Here is a 16,200-nt window from a genome sequence, read left to right as displayed (position 1 = left end):
CGATGGCGCGCGGGGCCGTACCGGATGGGCCACCATGACCGGATGAGGACCGAACCCGTCACGCCGTTGTCGCCGCGCGGCATCCCGCACGTGCTGCTCACCCAGCGCTGGAGCGAACTCACCTTCGTGCACTGGGCCGTGCCGCCCGAGGCGGTCGCCCCGCTGCTTCCGGAGGGAACCCGGCCGGATGTCCTGGACGGCGTGACCTATGTCGGCCTCGTACCGTTTCGCATGGTGGGCGTCGGCTTCCTGCGGCTGCCGGGCGTGCCGTGGCTGGGCACCTTCCCGGAGACCAACGTGCGGCTGTACTCGGTGGACAGGGCCGGCCGGCGCGGCGTCGTGTTCCGCTCGCTGGAGGCCGCCCGCCTGGTGCCGGTCCTGACCGCCAGGGCCACCCTGCGCCTGCCCTACCGATGGGCCCGGATGCGGATCGACCACACCGGGGACCGGGTGCGCTACACGACCCGGCGACATCGCCCGGAGGGCGCGCCGAGAGGCGGCACGGTCGAGGTCCGGGTCGGCGCACCGGTGAGCGACCCCAGCCCGCTCGAACACTTCGTCACCGCCCGCTGGGGCCTGCACACCCGAGTCGCCGGACGCACCCTCTACCTGCCCAACGCACACCCGCGATGGCCGCTCCACCGCGCCGAGTTGCTGCATCTCGACGACGACCTGGTCGCGGCCGCCGGCCTGCCGCAGGTCGGCGGCAAGCCGGACAGCGTGCTCTACTCACCCGGCGTCCCGGTCCGCTTCGGCCCACCCCTCCCGGTCGACGACGAACCCCGTGGGCAGCCCGGCTGAGACGCTCCCGGGACCGGCCGACGACCGGCGGCGCGCACGATCGCGATCACCGCCGGTCGGCTGCCGGTCACCTCGGACGCCGGTGACCCCGGGCCCGGCATCGACCCCCGCACACGGTCGGCACCACCGGCCACACGGTCACACCCCACCTCGACACTCCACTCTGGCCGGGACACGCCGGAGTGCGGACGAACAACGCGAACGGATCGCTCATACGATCGATCCCCCGAGGCACCGACCCCACGTCGGTCGCCTCCGAGCCGCCGACCCCACGTCGGCCGCCCCACCGCCCCCACCCCACGAACCCGGCGTCCCACGCCACGAACTCGTCGCGCCCCACCACGGTCGCGACGACCCGGGCGCGGACTACCCGGCCATCCCCTTCCGCAGTCGGTCCACGTCCTCGATGTCCTTGGCCCGACGCGGACGATGCGGCATCCACGTGGGCGTCATCAGCTTTATCTCTATTTGCGCCTCGGGCGAGATGATCGGACAGGACAGCCCGGCCAACTTGCCCGGCGGGCCGTCCAGCATTCCCTCCGGCCACCGGGAGCCCGCCCACGGTCCGCCGGCCACGATCACGTGACCGTCGGGATCGCGGGCCAGGAAGGCGAATCCCAACTCCACGGCCCCCGTCGTGTAATCGAGTTGTTGCTCGGCGGGAGCACGAGGCAGGCGAACGAATCCACGCGCGGAGAACGCGGCGGTGAGAGCCGGGGCGTCCTGGGCCCACGCGAACCAGTCCACGTCCGCGTGCTCCCGGGTTATCCGGCCCAGGAAGAAGTCCATCGCCCATCCGCCACGCAACCAGACCTCTATACCCAACTCCCGGGCCAGGTCCTGGATTTCGACGATCAGTGCGAGTTGCCGGTCGGCATCCGACGACACAGTCATAGGTTTACCGTAGGGCTCCCGCCCCCGGCGCCGGCACGGTCCGCCCACGACGTCATCCACCCGTGACCGAAAACGACCCTAGGCCGACCCCGAGTCGAACAGCGGCCTCATCGCCCCCCGGCCGGCCCGCGCGGATCGATCGGGGCCAGGACCCCGAGCCGGTCCTCGATCGCCTGTGCGGCGAGCAGGCACAGGTCCTCCCGAAACGCGCGCCCGACGATCTGCACGCCGGTCGGGAGCCCGTCGACCACCCCGGTCGGCACGGCCACGCCGGGCACGCCCACGAAGCTGGTTGCCGTACACAGCCGCATCCCCGAGGCGACCCGGTCCCGCCCGGCCCGATCGCGCGACTCCAGTCCCGGTTCGACCGGCGGCTCGGTGAACGAGGGGCCGAGCAACAGCGGGTACTCGTCCAGGAATTCGGCCCACGAGCGGCGGATGTTCAGCCAGGTTCCGCTCAGCCGCACCAACTCGTCCGCGCCGACCGGCGGGGTCTGCTCCATCGCCATCGCGATATACCGATCGCCGCCCTCGCCGAGCAGCGTGCGCACCATCGGCCAGGTCGGCGCGAACTCGGTCACGGTGATCCGGCCGTACGCCTCCAATGCCTCGTCCAGCCTCGGCACATCCGCCACTTCGCGTACGTCGTACCCGGCGTCGCGCAGCGCGACGGCGGCGGTCTCCACGGCCGCGCGCACCGTCGGATGCACCCCGTGCCCGCCCGGATCGCTCACCACCGCGACCTTGATGGGACCGGGGAGCGGTTCGCCGTACGCCGGCACCGGCATCGCCCGCGGATCGCGCGGATCGGCCCCGACCAGCACCTCGTGCACCAGCCGCAGATCGCCCACGGTGCGCGCGAGCGGGCCGTCGGTGACCAGCAGTTGAGACGCCGGGCCCGGGTCGTCCGGGCCGAACGCGCGATGGTCCGCGGCGAATCGGCCGGTGGACGGCTTGAGCGCGGCCACGCCGCAGAACTGGGCAGGCACCCGCAGCGACCCGCCCGAGTCGTTGCCGAGTCCGAGCGCGGCCATGCCGGTGGCCACCGCCACCGCGTCGCCGCCGCTGGTGCCGCCCGGCGTGCGGTCGCGATCCCAGGGGTTGACCGTGTCGCCGAACAACTCGCTGCGCGTGTGCATCCCGGCCAGGATCAGCGTCGGAATGTTGGCGTGTCCGATCGGGATGGCGCCGGCCGCACGCAGCCGGGCCACCGGCGGCGCGTCGGACGGCGCCACCAGGTCGCGAAAGCGCGGCACGCCGAATGTGGTCGGCACACCCTCGACGGCGGTGGTCTCCTTGACCGTGAACGGCACGCCCGCCAGCGGACCCGGCGTCGCACCGGCGGCCCGCCGGCGGTCCGTGCGCGCCGCGGCCTCTCGGGCGCGCTCGGCCATGACCTGGGTGACCGCGTTCACCTGCGGATTCACCTCGGCGATGCGCTCCAGATGGCTGTCCACCACCTCGATGGCCGAGACCTCCCCATCACGCACCGCCGCCGCCAACGCGGCGGCGGACATCCTCCACAGGGCCTCCCGCATGGTGCGCACTCCTTTCCGTCCACGTTCCGATGCACTTGCATCGGAACTGTAGCCCGGGAATCGATACGAGCGCATCGGATAAAGTCGCCGGCACGAACGAGCGTCGCGCGCGGCCGGCCGCGAACGGGCGACGCGCCGACCGCGAATCGGCGGCGCGTGGTCGCGAACGAGTCGACCGGACCGTGCACGAGCGCGCCGGGATACGGAAAGGCAACCGGCCATGCCCAAACAGGTGGACCACGCGAGCCGCCGCAGGCAGATCGCGGAGGCCGTGTGCTCCCTCGCCGACGAACGCGGCCTGGAAGGGGTGACCCTGCGCGACGTCGCCGCCCGGGCGCAGGTGTCGATGGGCGCCGTCCAGCGCTGCTTCGCCACCAAGGAGGAGATGCTGGTGTTCGCGCTCGGGCAGATCGGCGAACGCATCGACGAACGCGTCCGGGCCCGACTGGTCGCCGGCCCGGCCCAGTCGGCCCGCTCCGAACTGGGCCACGCGGTCACCGAGATCGCGCTGCTCGACGAGGAGCACCGGGCCGAGGCCAGGGTCTGGCTGGCCTTCGTCGCCCAGGCGGCCGTCAGCGACGCGCTTGCCGGACCGCTGACGGCGAGCTACGCGGCACTGCAAGCGGCATTCACCCACCTCGTCACGGCGGCCGCCGCCGACCACACCCCCGCCGCCGACCACGCCGCCGGAGCCGATGTCGCCGACCGCGCCGCACCGCTGGACGCACAGCGCGAGGTCCGCACCCTGCTCGCCCTCGCGGACGGGCTCACCACCCACGTCCTGATCGGTCACCTCACCCCGGAGCAGGCTCGGGAGGTCCTGCACACCCACCTGGAAAACCTCTGGCACCGCCCGCCCGGGACCGGCTGAGCCACCGTCGCGGCCGCTGCTTCGCTCGCTACTCCCGACCGGCTTCGCAGGAGAGCCCGTGCGTGCGCCGATACGCGCTCAGCTCCGCCGCCGTGGGCGGGTTCGCGCCCGCTCGGGAGCAGGTGAGGGCCGCGACCACCGACGCGTCCGCGAGCAGCGTGCCGAGCGTCGTCGGGTCGAGGTCGCGAATGCCGGCGGGGTCCAGGAGATTCCGGCGACGCAGCGCGTCCAGGAGGCCGGCCGTGTACGCGTCGCCCGCGCCGACCGTGTCCACCACCCGCACCGGTCGGGCCGGCGCCGTCGCATGACCCGCCCGGCATACCCCGTACGAGCCCTCGGCACCGCGCGTGACCACCACCAGGCTCGGACCCAGTGTCCGCCAGGCATCCGCCGCCGCGACGAAGTCCCGCCCCGGGTATAGCCATTCGAGGTCTTCGTCGCTGACCTTGACCACATCCGACAGGGCCACCAACGACTCGATCCGGGTCCGGGTCCGCTCCCGATCGCCCATCAGGGACGGCCGGCAGTTCGGGTCGTAGGAGACCAACGTCGTCCCGCTCGCGTGCTCGGCCGCCAGCACACGCCGCACGGCGTCCGCGCCGGGAGCGAGCGTCGCCGCGATCGAACCGGTGTGTACGCACCGGGTCGTGGCCGGAACGCGGATCGGCTCCGGCAGCTCCCAGGCGATGTCGAAGGTGTAGGTGGCCGCACCCGCCGCGTCCAGATCGGCGCGCGCCACGCTCGTTCGACCCGCGTGCGCGCTGCCGGGCGCGACCTCGACCGTGCTCGCGGCCAGGTGCGCGGCGAGCAACGCGCCGTGCGGGTCCCTCCCGTGGCGGGTGATCAGGTGGACCGGCACGCCGAGCCGGCTCAGACCCACCGCGACGTTGGCCGGACTGCCCCCGGGGTGGGCGAGCGGTTCGCCGCCCCGCACGGACACGAGGTCGATCAGCGCCTCGCCGATCACGGTGATCACGGGTGGGTCCTCCCGGCTGAGCCGTCGTTGCGGTGGGTGACCCGACGACCGGCCCCGACCGGCCGGGCGTCGGGGGACGTGCGGCCGGTCACGGACCGACCTCGCCGGAGCCGCGGGGGATCAGGCGGGTGCGCATGTGGATGTGTTGTACCGGCGTCGCGTCGCCCGCCAGCCGGCGGAACAGCAGGTGCGCGGCGGCCTGACCGATGCCGAACGGGTCCTGGGCGACCACCGTCACGGCGGGCACGAGCATGTCGGCGAGTTCGAAGTCGTCGAAACCGACCAGGGCGGGTTGCACCGGGGACCGGCGGATCTCCCGCACGGTCTCCACCGTGAAACGGCTGTTGCCGCAGAAGACCGCCGTGGCCGGATCCGCGCCGCCGAGCATCGCGCGCAACCACACGCGCAGTTCCGCACCGTACGGCGGCCCGTTGTAGACCAGGCGCGGATCGAGTTCGACGCCCGCCTCGGTCAACGCCTCGCGGTAGCCGCGCAGTCGTTCGTGCGCGGTGAAGATCTCCAGGCGGTCGCCGATGAACGCGATCCGCCGATGGCCGTGCCGGATCAGGTGCTCGACGCCGTTCCGGGCACCGCCGACGTTGTCGACCAGTACGGTGTCCGCCTCGATGTCGCCCGGCGGGCGGTCGACGAACACGCACACCATCCCGGCCTCGATCTCCGGCAACAGGTAGGTGTGGCTGCCGCTGGCCGGAACCACGATCAGTCCGTCCACGCGGCGCGCGCACAGGGCCAGCACGAGATCGCGCTCCTTGTCGGGATCCTCCGCGGACGACGCGCTGAACAACACCGTGCCGTGCTGGTGTGCGATGTCCTGGATGGACCGGGTCAGCGCGGAGGAGAACGGGTCCGCGGCGTCCTCCAGGACCAGGCCGATGCTGGAGGTGTGTCCCGAGCGGAGCTGCGCCGCGCTGTCGTTGCGGCGGAACCCGGTCTGCGCGACGGCCGCCCACACCGCCTGCTGCTTCACGGCGCTGACGTTCGGCTCACCGTTGATCACTCGCGAGACGGTCTTGATGCCGACGCCGGCGATGGCGGCCACGTCCTTCATCGTGGAGCGACCGCGCCCGCGCGGTCGCTCCGGTGTCGTGGGGCCGGCCATCGGGGGTCCTACCTTTCGAGCGGCCGGGCTCGTGCCCGGCACCCATGGTGCGTAGCTCGTGGGACGTGGAAAGCGGGGGCGGGGGAGCGGGAAACGGGGTATCGGGGTCGGGCGGCGGGCGATGAAGGTGGTCGTCGGATCAGCGGGTGGCTCGGCGCAGTGCCTCGGCGATGGTCGGAGCGGACCGCAGCCGAGGCAGCAGGGTGGCCTGGACCGCGTGGTACGCGTCGGGTTTCCCCTGCCAGACGGTGGCCGAGGGCCGCGTGTCGGCGTCGAGTTCGTGATGCCAGCTGCCGTGCTCGCGGTCCAGGAACACGGCGTCGGCATGCTCCCACCAAGCTCGGTACCAGTCATCGTAGTCGGCGACCCCGGTGGCCCGACGCAGTGCCGCCGCGGCCGTGATGGCCTCGGCCAGGACCCAGTGCATGCGGGTACGGACGACCGGTTGCCCGGCCCAGTCGAGCGTGTACACGAACCCGGGCCGACCGTCCGCGTGTCCGCCCTCGCGTACCGCGGCGGCGAACAGGTCGACCGCGTCGGCGCGCAGCCACCCGGGCGGATCCGGCAGCGAGTCGGCCAGGGAGAGCAGCAGCCGGGACCACTCGAACCAGTGCCCGACGGTCGCGCCGTAGGGGCGGAACGGGTCGGCGGGGCGCTCGCGGTGGTACTCGCGGCGCGGTGTCCAATCCGGGTCGAAGTGTTCGATCAGCCGCCATCGGTTGGCGCGGGCGTGGTCGTGGACGACGCGTTCGGCGATGCGCAGGGCGCGGGTACGCCACTTGTGTTCCCCGGTGGCGTCGGCGGCGGCCAGGAACGCCTCGACGGCGTGCATGTTGCTGTTGGCGCCCCGGTACGGCTCGCCGGTGGTCCAGGTGCGATCCCAGGATTCGGCGCAGGCACCCCGGTCGGCCTCCCAGAATCGGAGTTCGACGAGGTCCAGGGCCTCGGCGAGCAGGGCGGACGCGTCCCGGTGGCCGGCGGCAGACGCGCTCGCGGCGGCCAGGACGACGAACGCGTGGTCGTACATGCGCTTGCCGTCGAGGCGTTCGGCGTCGAGTACGGGTCGCCCGGATCGGGTCACCACCGGATGCCAGCCGCCGTGCTCGTGGTCGTGCAGCAGCTCGGTCAACGCGGCGAGACCGTGCGCCACCAGGCCCGCCGCCTCGCGGGCATCGACATCGCCGCCGCCGGCCGTCCCTCCCGGCGGGCCGTCCCCGAACGACCGCCCGCCGAACGGTCCCGACCCGAGAGGCCCGCTCACGAACCCATCCGCGAACCCATCCGCCGCGAACCTCTCGGCCGAAGGACCTGCGGCCACCCCGCCGGCCTCGCCCACGCCCGCCCCGCCGTCCCGGCGAAGCTGCGCCAGCGCGAACACATGCGTCATCCGTGCCGTCACCCACGTGTGCACGACCCCGTCCGCCACCGGCCTGCCGACGTCGTCGAGCCACCCGAAGCCGCCTTCGGCCAGCCGCGAGCCCCGGGCGAATCGGATCAGTCGATCGCACTCCGCGTCGAGCCAGGCCACGTGTTCGGGGGAGTCCCCCAGGGGTTCAGCCGCCATATGCCGCACGCTCCCTCTGACATCGTTGTCAGACGGACCGTACTCGGCTCCCCGCAAGCTGTCGATACGCCACACCTCAACCAGCCCTCGATCAACCCCCAGCCATCGCACGAGCAGCCCATGGTGTGACCCATCTCGGGGGCAATCGCCGTAATCCCCAACAGAACAACGGGAGATGCGCGTCACATCCGAGGTTGCCGAAACTCTTGACACCTGCCGGTGGGGCCAGCACTGTACTGACACCGTTGTCAGACGGTGGATCGCACCAACTCCCCTCGCCCCCGTTCTGACACGCGTGCGAACTCGCGGCGCCCCCGGTCCCGGCCGAGACGGCTCGTGCGGAACAACCCGACAATCCGAAGGAGTTGGGCACGTGCAACCCCTGATCGAAGGCCGCGGCCTGGTCAAGCGGTACGGCCAGGTGCAGGCCCTGCGCGGCGCCGACTTCACCGTCTTCCCGGCCGAGGTCGTCGCGTTGATCGGTGACAACGGCGCGGGCAAGAGCACTCTGACCAAGGCGCTCGCCGGCACCGAACGTCCGGACGCCGGCCGGATTCTCTTCGAGGGCCGTCCGGTCACCATGCAACGACCAACGGACGCCCAGGAGTTGGGCATCGAGACGGTCTACCAGGACCTCGCCCTGGCGCCCGACCTGGACGGCCCGGCCAATCTCTTCCTCGGCCGCGAACTGCTGCGCAAGGGCCTGGCCGGACGTCTGGGCGTGCTGGACAAGGCCGCGATGCGCGCGCGAGCGGTCGAGGCGTTCGCCCGGCTCGGCGTCGAATTGCAGGACGTGGACGCCCCGATCGGGACACTCTCCGGCGGCCAGCGGCAGAGCGTGGCCATCGCCCGCGCGGTCGCCTGGGCGGACAAGGTGATCTTCATGGACGAGCCCACCGCGGCGCTCGGCGTTCTGCAGCGCGGCCGGGTGATGGACGTGATCCGCCGGGTCCGGGACAGCGGCATCGCGGTGGTGCTGATCAGCCACAACATGCCCGAGGTGCTGTCGGTCGCGGACCGCGTCGAGGTGTTGCGCCTGGGTCGTCGAGTGGCGAGCTTCACCGCGGCGGACACGACGGTGGAGGAACTCGTCGGCGCGATGACCGGCGCACTGGACGGACTCGATACGCAAGGAGCGCCGGTATGAACCTCGACAAGACGGCCACCCCACCGGGTCACCCGGAACCGGACAGGGACCGGCGCGACGAGCGGCCCGAGGCCCGGCCCGACCACCGACCCGAGGACCGGGACGAGGGGCGGCCCGACGAACACGGCGAGGACGCCCCCCGGGGTCCGGGATCCGCGTTGCGCGCCGCGATCCGGCGCCGGTTCGCCCGCACCAACTCGTGGTGGACCTTCCTGGTCCTGATGGTGTTGGTGACCGCTTTCTCCATCATGCGGCCCGAGGAGTTCCCGACCACCTTCAACCTGCGCAACGTGGCCACCGACGCCGCGGTGCTGCTGATCGTCGGCGTCGGCATGACCTTCGTGATCATCATGGCCGGCATCGACCTCTCGGTCGGCTCGGTCCTGGTGTTCTCCGGCGTCGCGGCGGCCAAGACGATGACCGCCGTCGCCGGCGCGGACGCCGGCTGGGGCGCGATTCTGCTGGGCGTCCTCGCCGGTCTCGCCGCCGGCGCCGCCTGGGGTGCGTTCAACGGCTTCCTGATCGCCAAGGCCCGAGTGCCCGCGCTGATCGTCACGCTCGGCAGCCTGGGCATGGCGCTCGGCCTGGCCCAGGTGATGACGGAGGGTCAGGACGTCCGGGGCGTACCCACCCGATTCACCGACACGATCGGCAACGGCCGATTCCTGGGCATCCCCTGGCTGGTGGTGATCGCCCTGGTGGTCACCGCGCTCGGCGCGCTCACGCTGGCCACCACGCGGTTCGGCCGACGCACCTACGCGGTCGGCTCCAACGCCGAGGCGGCCCGTCGCGCGGGCATCGGCGTCGACCGGCACATGATCAAGGTGTACGCCCTGTCGGGCACGCTGGCCGGTCTCGCCGGTGTGCTCTCCCTCGCTCGTTTCACCACCACCACGATCGGCGGCCACGCGAACGACTCGCTCGGCGCCATCGCGGCCGTCGTCCTCGGCGGCACCAGCCTGTTCGGCGGTGTCGGCACCGTGGTCGGCACGCTGATCGGCGTGTTCATCCCCGCCATCCTGCAGAACGGCTTCGTCATCCTCGGCGTACAACCGTTCTGGCAGAGCGTCGCGGTCGGAGCCGTGCTGATCGCCGCCGTGTACGCCGACCAGTTGCGCCGCCGCAGCCGACAACGCCGCTGACCGCGCGGGCCGTTCGTCCGGAGCGCCCGGTCCGGCCGCCCCCGCTCGACCCGTCGGCCGTCCGGGCCCATCCCCCGGCCCCGGCTGCCGGCCCCGCCGCCCGGTCCCACCATCGCTTCGCCCCACCACCGCCAGGAGGCACTGCCCGATGAAGACACCGACGTACGTCGCCGTGACCATCGCCCTGACCGCGGCCGTCACCCTCGGCGGGTGCGGCAGTGACAGCGGTTCCGGGGGCGGGCGCAAGATCACCTTTATCCAGGGCGTCAAGGGCGACGAGTTCTACATCTCGATGGCCTGCGGTGCGCAGCAGAAGGCCAAGGAACTCGGCGTGAAGCTCGACGTGACCGGCGCGGACAAGTGGGACGCGTCGCTGCAGACCCCCGTCGTGAACGCCGTCGCGGCCAAGCGCCCGGACGCCGTGCTCATCGCGCCGACCGACACCCAGGCCCTGCGGCAACCCGAACAACAGCTCAAGTCCCGGGGTACGAAGGTGATCGAGGTGGACACCAAGCTCGACGACGGCTCGATCCGGGAGACCTCGATCTCCTCCGACAACGAACGCGGCGGCATGCTCGCCGCGCAGACCCTGGCGAATCTGGTCCAGGACCGCGGCACGGTCGCGGCGATCAGCGTCAAGCCCGGCATCTCCACCACGGACGCGCGGCTCAAGGGCTTCGAGACCGAGATCAAGAAGCATCCCGGCATCACCTACCTCGGCGTGCAGTACAACGACGACGATCCGGCCAAGGCCGCCTCGATCGTCACCTCGACGATCGCCTCGCGCCGCGACCTGGTCGGCGTCTTCGCCGCCAATGTGTTCAGCGGCGAGGGCGCGGCCACCGGCATCGAGCAGGCCGGCAAGGCCGGTCAGGTCAAACTGGTCGCCTTCGATGCCACACCCAAGCAGGTCGAGGCCATGCGCAAGGGATCCATCCAGGGCCTGATCGCGCAGAAGCCGTTCGACATCGGCTCGCAGGGTGTCGAGCAGGCCGTCGCCGCACTGGACAAGAAGTCGGTCCCCAAGACCATCTCCACCGACCTGGTCGCCGTCACCAAGGAGAACATGGACCAGCCCGACGTGAGCAAGTACCTCTACAAGGGCGCCTGTTGAGCCCTGACACCTGGTCCGGACGACCCGCGCGCGGCGCGCGGTCCCACCCGGCCCGGCGTCCGGCCCCGGCCCCTCCGGGGCCGGACGTGCGTGCGGCCTGCTGCGAGCCGGCCTCGGACCGAGCGATCCGAACACGGCCCAGCGGCCCGAGCACGGTCGATCCGCGAGCGCACGCAGGCGGGCGGCGGCACCCAGTGCCGCCGCCCGCCGCGAACCGCTGCTCCCGATGACCTACTTGATGATCGTGGTGAGGGGCTGCTTGTCCTCACGCTGGATGATGCAGGCGGCCTGGCGACGGCCGTTGTTCCACGCATCCATGTCGAGCGGGTACGTGTACGAGAAGGTGATCTTGGCCGAGGCGGGCTGACGGTCGACGATGGGGCCGACGTACTGCTCACACAACTCGCTGACCTTGTCCGAGTAGCCGGGCGTGTCCGGCGTCACGGTCGCCGGCAGGTCGAACGCCTTGCCGACCTGGCCGGTGTGCGGCTTGCTGCACGGCACGTCGGTGGTCTTGCTGCCGTCCTGGTTGACGCACTGGCCGGTCTTGTACGTGAAGGCGTCAATAACCCCGGGCGAGGACGAGGCGCTGCCGGACGGCTTTGTGGTGCCGCCGGGCTTGCCGGTCGAGGTGGCCTTCTCCGTGGATGATGCGGTCGAAGTGACGGCAGGGGCCTTGCTGCCCTTGTCGTCCTTGTCGTCGCCGAGACAGCCGGAGAGCAGGGCGGTGGCGGCGAAGACTCCGGCCACGGCCGGCGCGATCACGCGCAGGCGGTGGGAGGTGGGCATGTGGGACACAACCTTTCGCTTCGGGACGCCCAAGATCCTGTCGCGAACCCTCACCGAAACGTTGAGGGAAATGGTGCTTGATTCTTCGCCGAATCGATGCGATCAAGCCCTTCGCCGTTCACCATCGACCGCTCTCGCCCGCGATCCGCTCGCATTCTCGTACGCCGGCGTCGTCCGCGCCAGACCCGAGCGTGCGGATCGTGCCTCGCCCGGCGCCGGGATCCGCCGCACCGCCACCCCGATCACCTGATGGCGATGCACGAAGCCGTACGCGCGCGAGTCCCAACTGGCGGCGGGGTTGTCGCCCAGCACGACCACGGCGCCGGTGGGCACCACGTCCGCGGCCACGTCGCGCAGGATCGGGAACCGGTCCCGGGGGATCGGGTCGCCCGCCACCGCCACCGCGCGTTTGATCATCAGCCGGCCCTCGGGCGCCGGGGCCAGGTCGGTGCGCTCCGGGATCGCCGCCAATTCCTCCGGACCGAACCCGCCGATCTCCGGGGGCAGTCCGGCCAGCAACGGCGGGTTCGGGACGCGCACGACCACGACCTGACCGGCGCGCACCCGACCGGTGCGGCGCACCAGCAGGCGGTCCCCGGGGGACAACGTGGGTTCCATGCTCGGGCCCTGGACCGTGGCCACCAGGTAGCGCCGCTGCATCCATACCAGGCTCGCGCCGCCCAGACCGGCGGCCGCGGCCCCGGCCAGCGCCATGCGTCGCGTGTTCACTTCGCCTCCTGATAGCCGGCCGCCTGGAGTCGGAACAGGCTCGCGTAGCGGCCGTCGTGGTCGAGCAGTACGTCGTGCGGGCCCTGCTCGACGATCCGGCCGCCGTCCAGGACCACGATCAGGTCGGCGTCGCGCACCGCGCCGAGCCGATGCGAGATGAGCAGGCTGGTGCGGCCCTCGCGGTATTCGCGCATCCGGGCGTGCACCTCGTGCTCGGCTTGCGGATCCAATCCCGAACTGGGCTCGTCCAGGATCATCAGGTCCCGCCCGGCGCGTACGAACGCCCGTGCCAGGGCCAGGCGTTGCCACTGGCCGCCGGAAAGCACCACGCCGGTGTCCGGGTCCTCCTTGTCAGCCTCGCTGAAGAACATCCGGGTCAGCAGCGTGTCGTAGCCGCGCGGCAGCGCGACGAGCCGCTCGTGGATGCCCGCCCGTTCGGCGGCGGCCTCGATCCGGGGCCGGTCCCGCAGGCTGTCCGGGTCGCCGAGGGCGATGTTCTCGGCGGCGCTCATGTCGTACTTCATGTGGTCCTGGAAGACCGCGCTGATCCGCGCGCGCAGTTCGGCGGGCGGGATGTCGCGCAGGTCCACGCCGTCCCAGGTGATCCGCCCCCGGGTCGGGTCGTACATCCGGCACAACAGCTTGACCAGCGTGCTCTTGCCCGCGCCGTTGAGTCCCACCAGCGCGACCGCCTGCCCGTGCGGGATGCGCAGGTCGACGCCGCCGAGCACCCAGGGGTGGTCGTCGCTGTAGCGGAACCACACGTCGTGGAACTCGACGCCGACTCCCGGGCGCACCGCCGCCGGCGTCTCGGTCGCCGAAGGCAGGTCGGGTTCGGCGCGGGCGATCGCGACGAAGTGGGTCAGGCCCAGGAGTTGCCCGTGGGCGGAGGCGATCGAGGAGACCAGGGTGTCCAACGCGGCCTGGATCCCGGCCAGCGCGGCGACGAACATCACCACGTCGCCGACGGTGAGGGTGCCGCGCCGGGCCGCGTCGGCGGCCCACCACAGGCCGCCGCCGGCCACCGCGGCGCCGAGCGCGCCCAGCAGACCCTGGGTGGCGAACTCGCGCAGGTCCATTCGGCGTTCGGCGTCGTTGGCGCGGTTGCGCTCCAGCACCATCCGGGCACGCAGCACCGATCCGATGCCGAACAGGCGGATCTCCGAGGCAGCCTGAACGCCCGTCAGCAGACCGCTGTAGAAGAACTCGCGGCGATGCACCTGCTCGTTGTCCCACTGCATCGTGGCCCGCAGCCGGGACAACCGCAGTTCGGCGATCAGCACCGGGACACCGGCGACCAGCACGAGCGCGGTCATGGTGGGACTCAGGATCAGCAGCGAGGCGACGAAGCCGAACAGGGTGAGCGTGCCCTGGAGCGTGTTGCCGACACCGTTGACCAGGACGCCGAAGTTGGCGGTGCTCTGCTGGGCGAGCCGCAACCGGTCCAGGAATGCCGGATCCTCGAACCGGCGCAACCCGACCTGGCGTTCGGCCGCGCCGAAGAGTCGGTCCGTGGCCAGCACGCCGGTGGCCCGGCCGATCTGGGCGCGCAGATAGCGCCCCAGTCCCGGCAGCACGGTCGCGACCAGTCCGGTCAGTGCCAGCGCCAGTGCCGGGCCCGCGATCGAGCCGTGCCGCTCGGCCAACCGGTCGATGACCAACTTGGTCAGCCACGCGGTGGCGATCGGTACGCCGGCCGCGCCGATGGTGACCGCCAGCGATCCGGCCGCCTGGCCGGGCGCGGCGCGTACCGTCAGCGCGGCCGCCTCGCGGGTGGCCGCGGCCACCTCGCGCGCGGGTATCCGTGGGCTCACGCGCGCGCTTCGCTGGGCAGGTCGCTCATCCGACCACCACCGGCCACCACCCGCCGATCGTCGCCGAGCAGGTACACGGCGGGCGTCCAGGTGTTGTGGAACGCCGCCTGGACCGCGCCGTCGAAGTCCTCCGTCACCACGCGGGCCACCGGGGCGAGCGTGGCGATCAGGTCGGCGTCCGCGCCCGCGACCACCGCCAGGACCTCGCCGCGGGCCATCGTGCGGGCCTTGTCGGCGAACAGGGGCGCGAGCGTGTGGCAGGGCTCGCAGTGCGCCGAGAAGAACCCGACCAGGCCGCGCACGTCGGCGTCGGAGACCTGCTCGCCGTCGATGGTGCGCGCGGTGAACATCTCCGCGCGCGACCCGGGAGGCAGTTCGGTTCCGGGACCGCCCGGCCGAGCCGTGCCCGGGTGCGGATCGCTCGACGGTTCGTTCAGGCGGCGGATGACGCCGAGCGTGAGCAGCAGATTGACCGCCGCGACCAGGCCGATCAGGACGACGGCGGCGACAAGAAAGGGCATCAGGCATTCCTCGCGAACAGGTCGACGATGTCGTCGAGCGTGATGATCAGGAGCGCGCCGACCAGACCGCCGACGCCTGCCACGGCGCTGCCGGCCATCGGCGGCAGGACGTCACCGGAGGCGGCCGGCCCGGACGCGAGGACGCCGCCGAGGGCGGCGGCCAGGAGCACGCCGTTGCGGGCCAGATGGCGCACTCCCAGCGGGGCGTCGGAGGCGCCGAAGCAGCGGCAGGAGGAGCGCCGGCCGCGCCGCAACGCGGTGCCGATCGCGGCGGTGAAGGCGATCAGCAGCCCGCCCGCGATCGCGAAGCCCGCGCCGCGCAGAGCCGGGATCGCGACCAGCACCGGCACCGAGGTCTCCGCCGCGACCACCACGACCGCGATCGGCTCGGCCCGCCGCGCGGGCATCGGCACCAGACGCGGCACCGACGCGACGAAGCCGGCGAAATCGCGGAACTTCGAGATCGCCGAGGCGGCGAATACCAGGCCGACCAGACAAGCGCAGCCCACATATATATATCCCATGGGCACCCTCTCTTTATGGCGCGCGGAAACGGCGGGCGGCGAAATCATCGCCGCCCGCCGTCGATTCGGGCAGGATCGTTCAACACATTCCGGTGATCCGCGTGCGCACAATTCGTCGGATCGGTGGTGACGAAGATGCGCGCGGTGCCACGCCGGAGGCAGTTGTCGATGCGATCCGTGGGACCTCGGCCTTGTGGGCCGTGTGTCCCGGCATTGACGGCAATAAATCCCCGCGGTGAGTAATTGCTTCGAGGAATTCTGCGGGAGAGGAATCGGCCCCGAGGGACGTCGCGGGCGGGGAGGTTCCACCCGCCCGCGACGGGTTTCACTCGGTCCCGGTCAGCAGGTGCCGATCCTGACGTAGGTGCAGCCCTCGTCCAGACAGCACTGCCGCAGCCACTTCACATGGTTCTGGCAGTACGTGTAGTTCGAGCAGCCGGCGTCGACCGTGACCTTTTGGGCCACTCGGTTCAGCAGACGATCAGCGAGACGCATCATGACGTCTCCTCTCCCGGCCGGGTGGGCCGTATGGATTGGTAATTGGATTATTGCCAGTCCCGCTTTTTATTGGCAAGACCCAAAACACCAACGATCGGAGATGATCAAGGAATGCTTTGTCCGGCCAATTTGCGCACTGCAAAACAGCCGCGAATCGA

General features: G+C 71.7%; 16 protein-coding genes. 5 read left to right on the top strand and 11 right to left on the bottom strand.

Annotation, left to right across the window (positions count from 1 at the left end; all coding sequences use genetic code 11):
* The first annotated feature begins 42 nt into the window (after positions 1 to 42).
* Entirely contained in the window at positions 43 to 801 is a 759-nt protein-coding gene (locus tag ACIRL2_RS09840; RefSeq protein WP_402231346.1) for a YqjF family protein, read from the top strand.
* Between the two features lie 366 nt (positions 802 to 1,167).
* Here the strand turns inward: ACIRL2_RS09840 and ACIRL2_RS09835 are convergent, their stop codons facing one another.
* Entirely contained in the window at positions 1,168 to 1,695 is a 528-nt protein-coding gene (locus tag ACIRL2_RS09835) for a nucleotidyltransferase domain-containing protein (RefSeq protein ID WP_395858957.1), read from the bottom strand.
* A 107-nt stretch (positions 1,696 to 1,802) separates the two neighbouring features.
* Positions 1,803 to 3,233 (bottom strand): amidase, encoded by a 1,431-nt coding sequence (locus ACIRL2_RS09830; RefSeq protein WP_402231344.1) that lies wholly within the window; start codon positions 3,231 to 3,233, stop codon positions 1,803 to 1,805.
* A 220-nt stretch (positions 3,234 to 3,453) separates the two neighbouring features.
* Between ACIRL2_RS09830 and ACIRL2_RS09825 the strand changes: the two genes are divergently transcribed.
* Positions 3,454 to 4,104 (top strand): TetR/AcrR family transcriptional regulator, encoded by a 651-nt coding sequence (locus tag ACIRL2_RS09825; protein WP_402231342.1) that lies wholly within the window; start codon positions 3,454 to 3,456, stop codon positions 4,102 to 4,104.
* Between the two features lie 28 nt (positions 4,105 to 4,132).
* Here ACIRL2_RS09825 and ACIRL2_RS09820 read toward each other — a convergent pair whose 3' ends face one another.
* From ACIRL2_RS09820 to ACIRL2_RS09810, 3 genes are all read right to left on the bottom strand, one after another.
* Positions 4,133 to 5,080, bottom strand: a complete 948-nt coding sequence (locus tag ACIRL2_RS09820; protein ID WP_402231340.1) for a carbohydrate kinase — start codon at positions 5,078 to 5,080, stop codon at positions 4,133 to 4,135.
* A gap of 88 nt (positions 5,081 to 5,168) precedes the next feature.
* Positions 5,169 to 6,200, bottom strand: coding sequence for a LacI family DNA-binding transcriptional regulator (locus ACIRL2_RS09815; RefSeq protein WP_395858953.1), 1,032 nt, complete (start codon positions 6,198 to 6,200; stop codon positions 5,169 to 5,171).
* A 139-nt stretch (positions 6,201 to 6,339) separates the two neighbouring features.
* The gene (locus ACIRL2_RS09810; protein ID WP_402231338.1) at positions 6,340 to 7,764 is read right to left on the bottom strand and encodes an AGE family epimerase/isomerase; all 1,425 of its coding nucleotides are present in this window, start codon (positions 7,762 to 7,764) and stop codon (positions 6,340 to 6,342) included.
* Between the two features lie 373 nt (positions 7,765 to 8,137).
* Between ACIRL2_RS09810 and ACIRL2_RS09805 the strand changes: the two genes are divergently transcribed.
* The 3 genes from ACIRL2_RS09805 (at position 8,138) to ACIRL2_RS09795 (ending at position 11,167) form a co-directional block, all read left to right on the top strand.
* Entirely contained in the window at positions 8,138 to 8,911 is a 774-nt protein-coding gene (locus ACIRL2_RS09805) for an ATP-binding cassette domain-containing protein (RefSeq protein WP_395858951.1), read from the top strand.
* Positions 8,908 to 10,053: an ABC transporter permease gene (locus ACIRL2_RS09800; protein ID WP_402231336.1), complete on the top strand. Its 1,146-nt coding sequence runs from the start codon at positions 8,908 to 8,910 to the stop codon at positions 10,051 to 10,053. The genes ACIRL2_RS09805 and ACIRL2_RS09800 overlap by 4 nt, the downstream gene beginning before the upstream one ends.
* Before the next feature lie 148 nt (positions 10,054 to 10,201).
* Complete coding sequence (locus tag ACIRL2_RS09795) at positions 10,202 to 11,167, top strand: ABC transporter substrate-binding protein (protein WP_402231334.1); 966 nt, start codon at positions 10,202 to 10,204, stop codon at positions 11,165 to 11,167.
* Positions 11,168 to 11,398: 231 nt separating this feature from the next.
* Here ACIRL2_RS09795 and ACIRL2_RS09790 read toward each other — a convergent pair whose 3' ends face one another.
* From ACIRL2_RS09790 to ACIRL2_RS09765, 6 genes are all read right to left on the bottom strand, one after another.
* Entirely contained in the window at positions 11,399 to 11,956 is a 558-nt protein-coding gene (locus ACIRL2_RS09790; protein ID WP_402231332.1) for a septum formation family protein, read from the bottom strand.
* Positions 11,957 to 12,058: 102 nt separating this feature from the next.
* Positions 12,059 to 12,685: a S26 family signal peptidase gene (locus ACIRL2_RS09785; protein WP_395858947.1), complete on the bottom strand. Its 627-nt coding sequence runs from the start codon at positions 12,683 to 12,685 to the stop codon at positions 12,059 to 12,061.
* Positions 12,682 to 14,499, bottom strand: coding sequence for an ABC transporter ATP-binding protein (locus ACIRL2_RS09780; RefSeq protein ID WP_402231329.1), 1,818 nt, complete (start codon positions 14,497 to 14,499; stop codon positions 12,682 to 12,684). The genes ACIRL2_RS09785 and ACIRL2_RS09780 overlap by 4 nt, the downstream gene beginning before the upstream one ends.
* Positions 14,496 to 15,020, bottom strand: coding sequence for a hypothetical protein (locus ACIRL2_RS09775; protein WP_395858945.1), 525 nt, complete (start codon positions 15,018 to 15,020; stop codon positions 14,496 to 14,498). Before ACIRL2_RS09775 ends, ACIRL2_RS09780 begins: the two co-directional genes overlap by 4 nt.
* Positions 15,020 to 15,544, bottom strand: coding sequence for a MauE/DoxX family redox-associated membrane protein (locus ACIRL2_RS09770; RefSeq protein WP_402231327.1), 525 nt, complete (start codon positions 15,542 to 15,544; stop codon positions 15,020 to 15,022). The genes ACIRL2_RS09775 and ACIRL2_RS09770 overlap by 1 nt, the downstream gene beginning before the upstream one ends.
* A gap of 339 nt (positions 15,545 to 15,883) precedes the next feature.
* A complete protein-coding gene (locus ACIRL2_RS09765) occupies positions 15,884 to 16,042 on the bottom strand; it encodes a hypothetical protein (protein WP_331771024.1) in 159 nt (52 codons plus the stop codon).
* Between the last annotated feature and the right edge of the window lie 158 nt (positions 16,043 to 16,200).

The sequence above is a fragment of the Embleya sp. NPDC127516 genome (assembly GCF_044765325.1).
GTDB lineage: Bacteria > Actinomycetota > Actinomycetes > Streptomycetales > Streptomycetaceae > Embleya.
The sequence above is the reverse complement of the archived record's forward strand: the minus strand, read 5'-3'. Positions and strand labels throughout refer to the sequence as shown.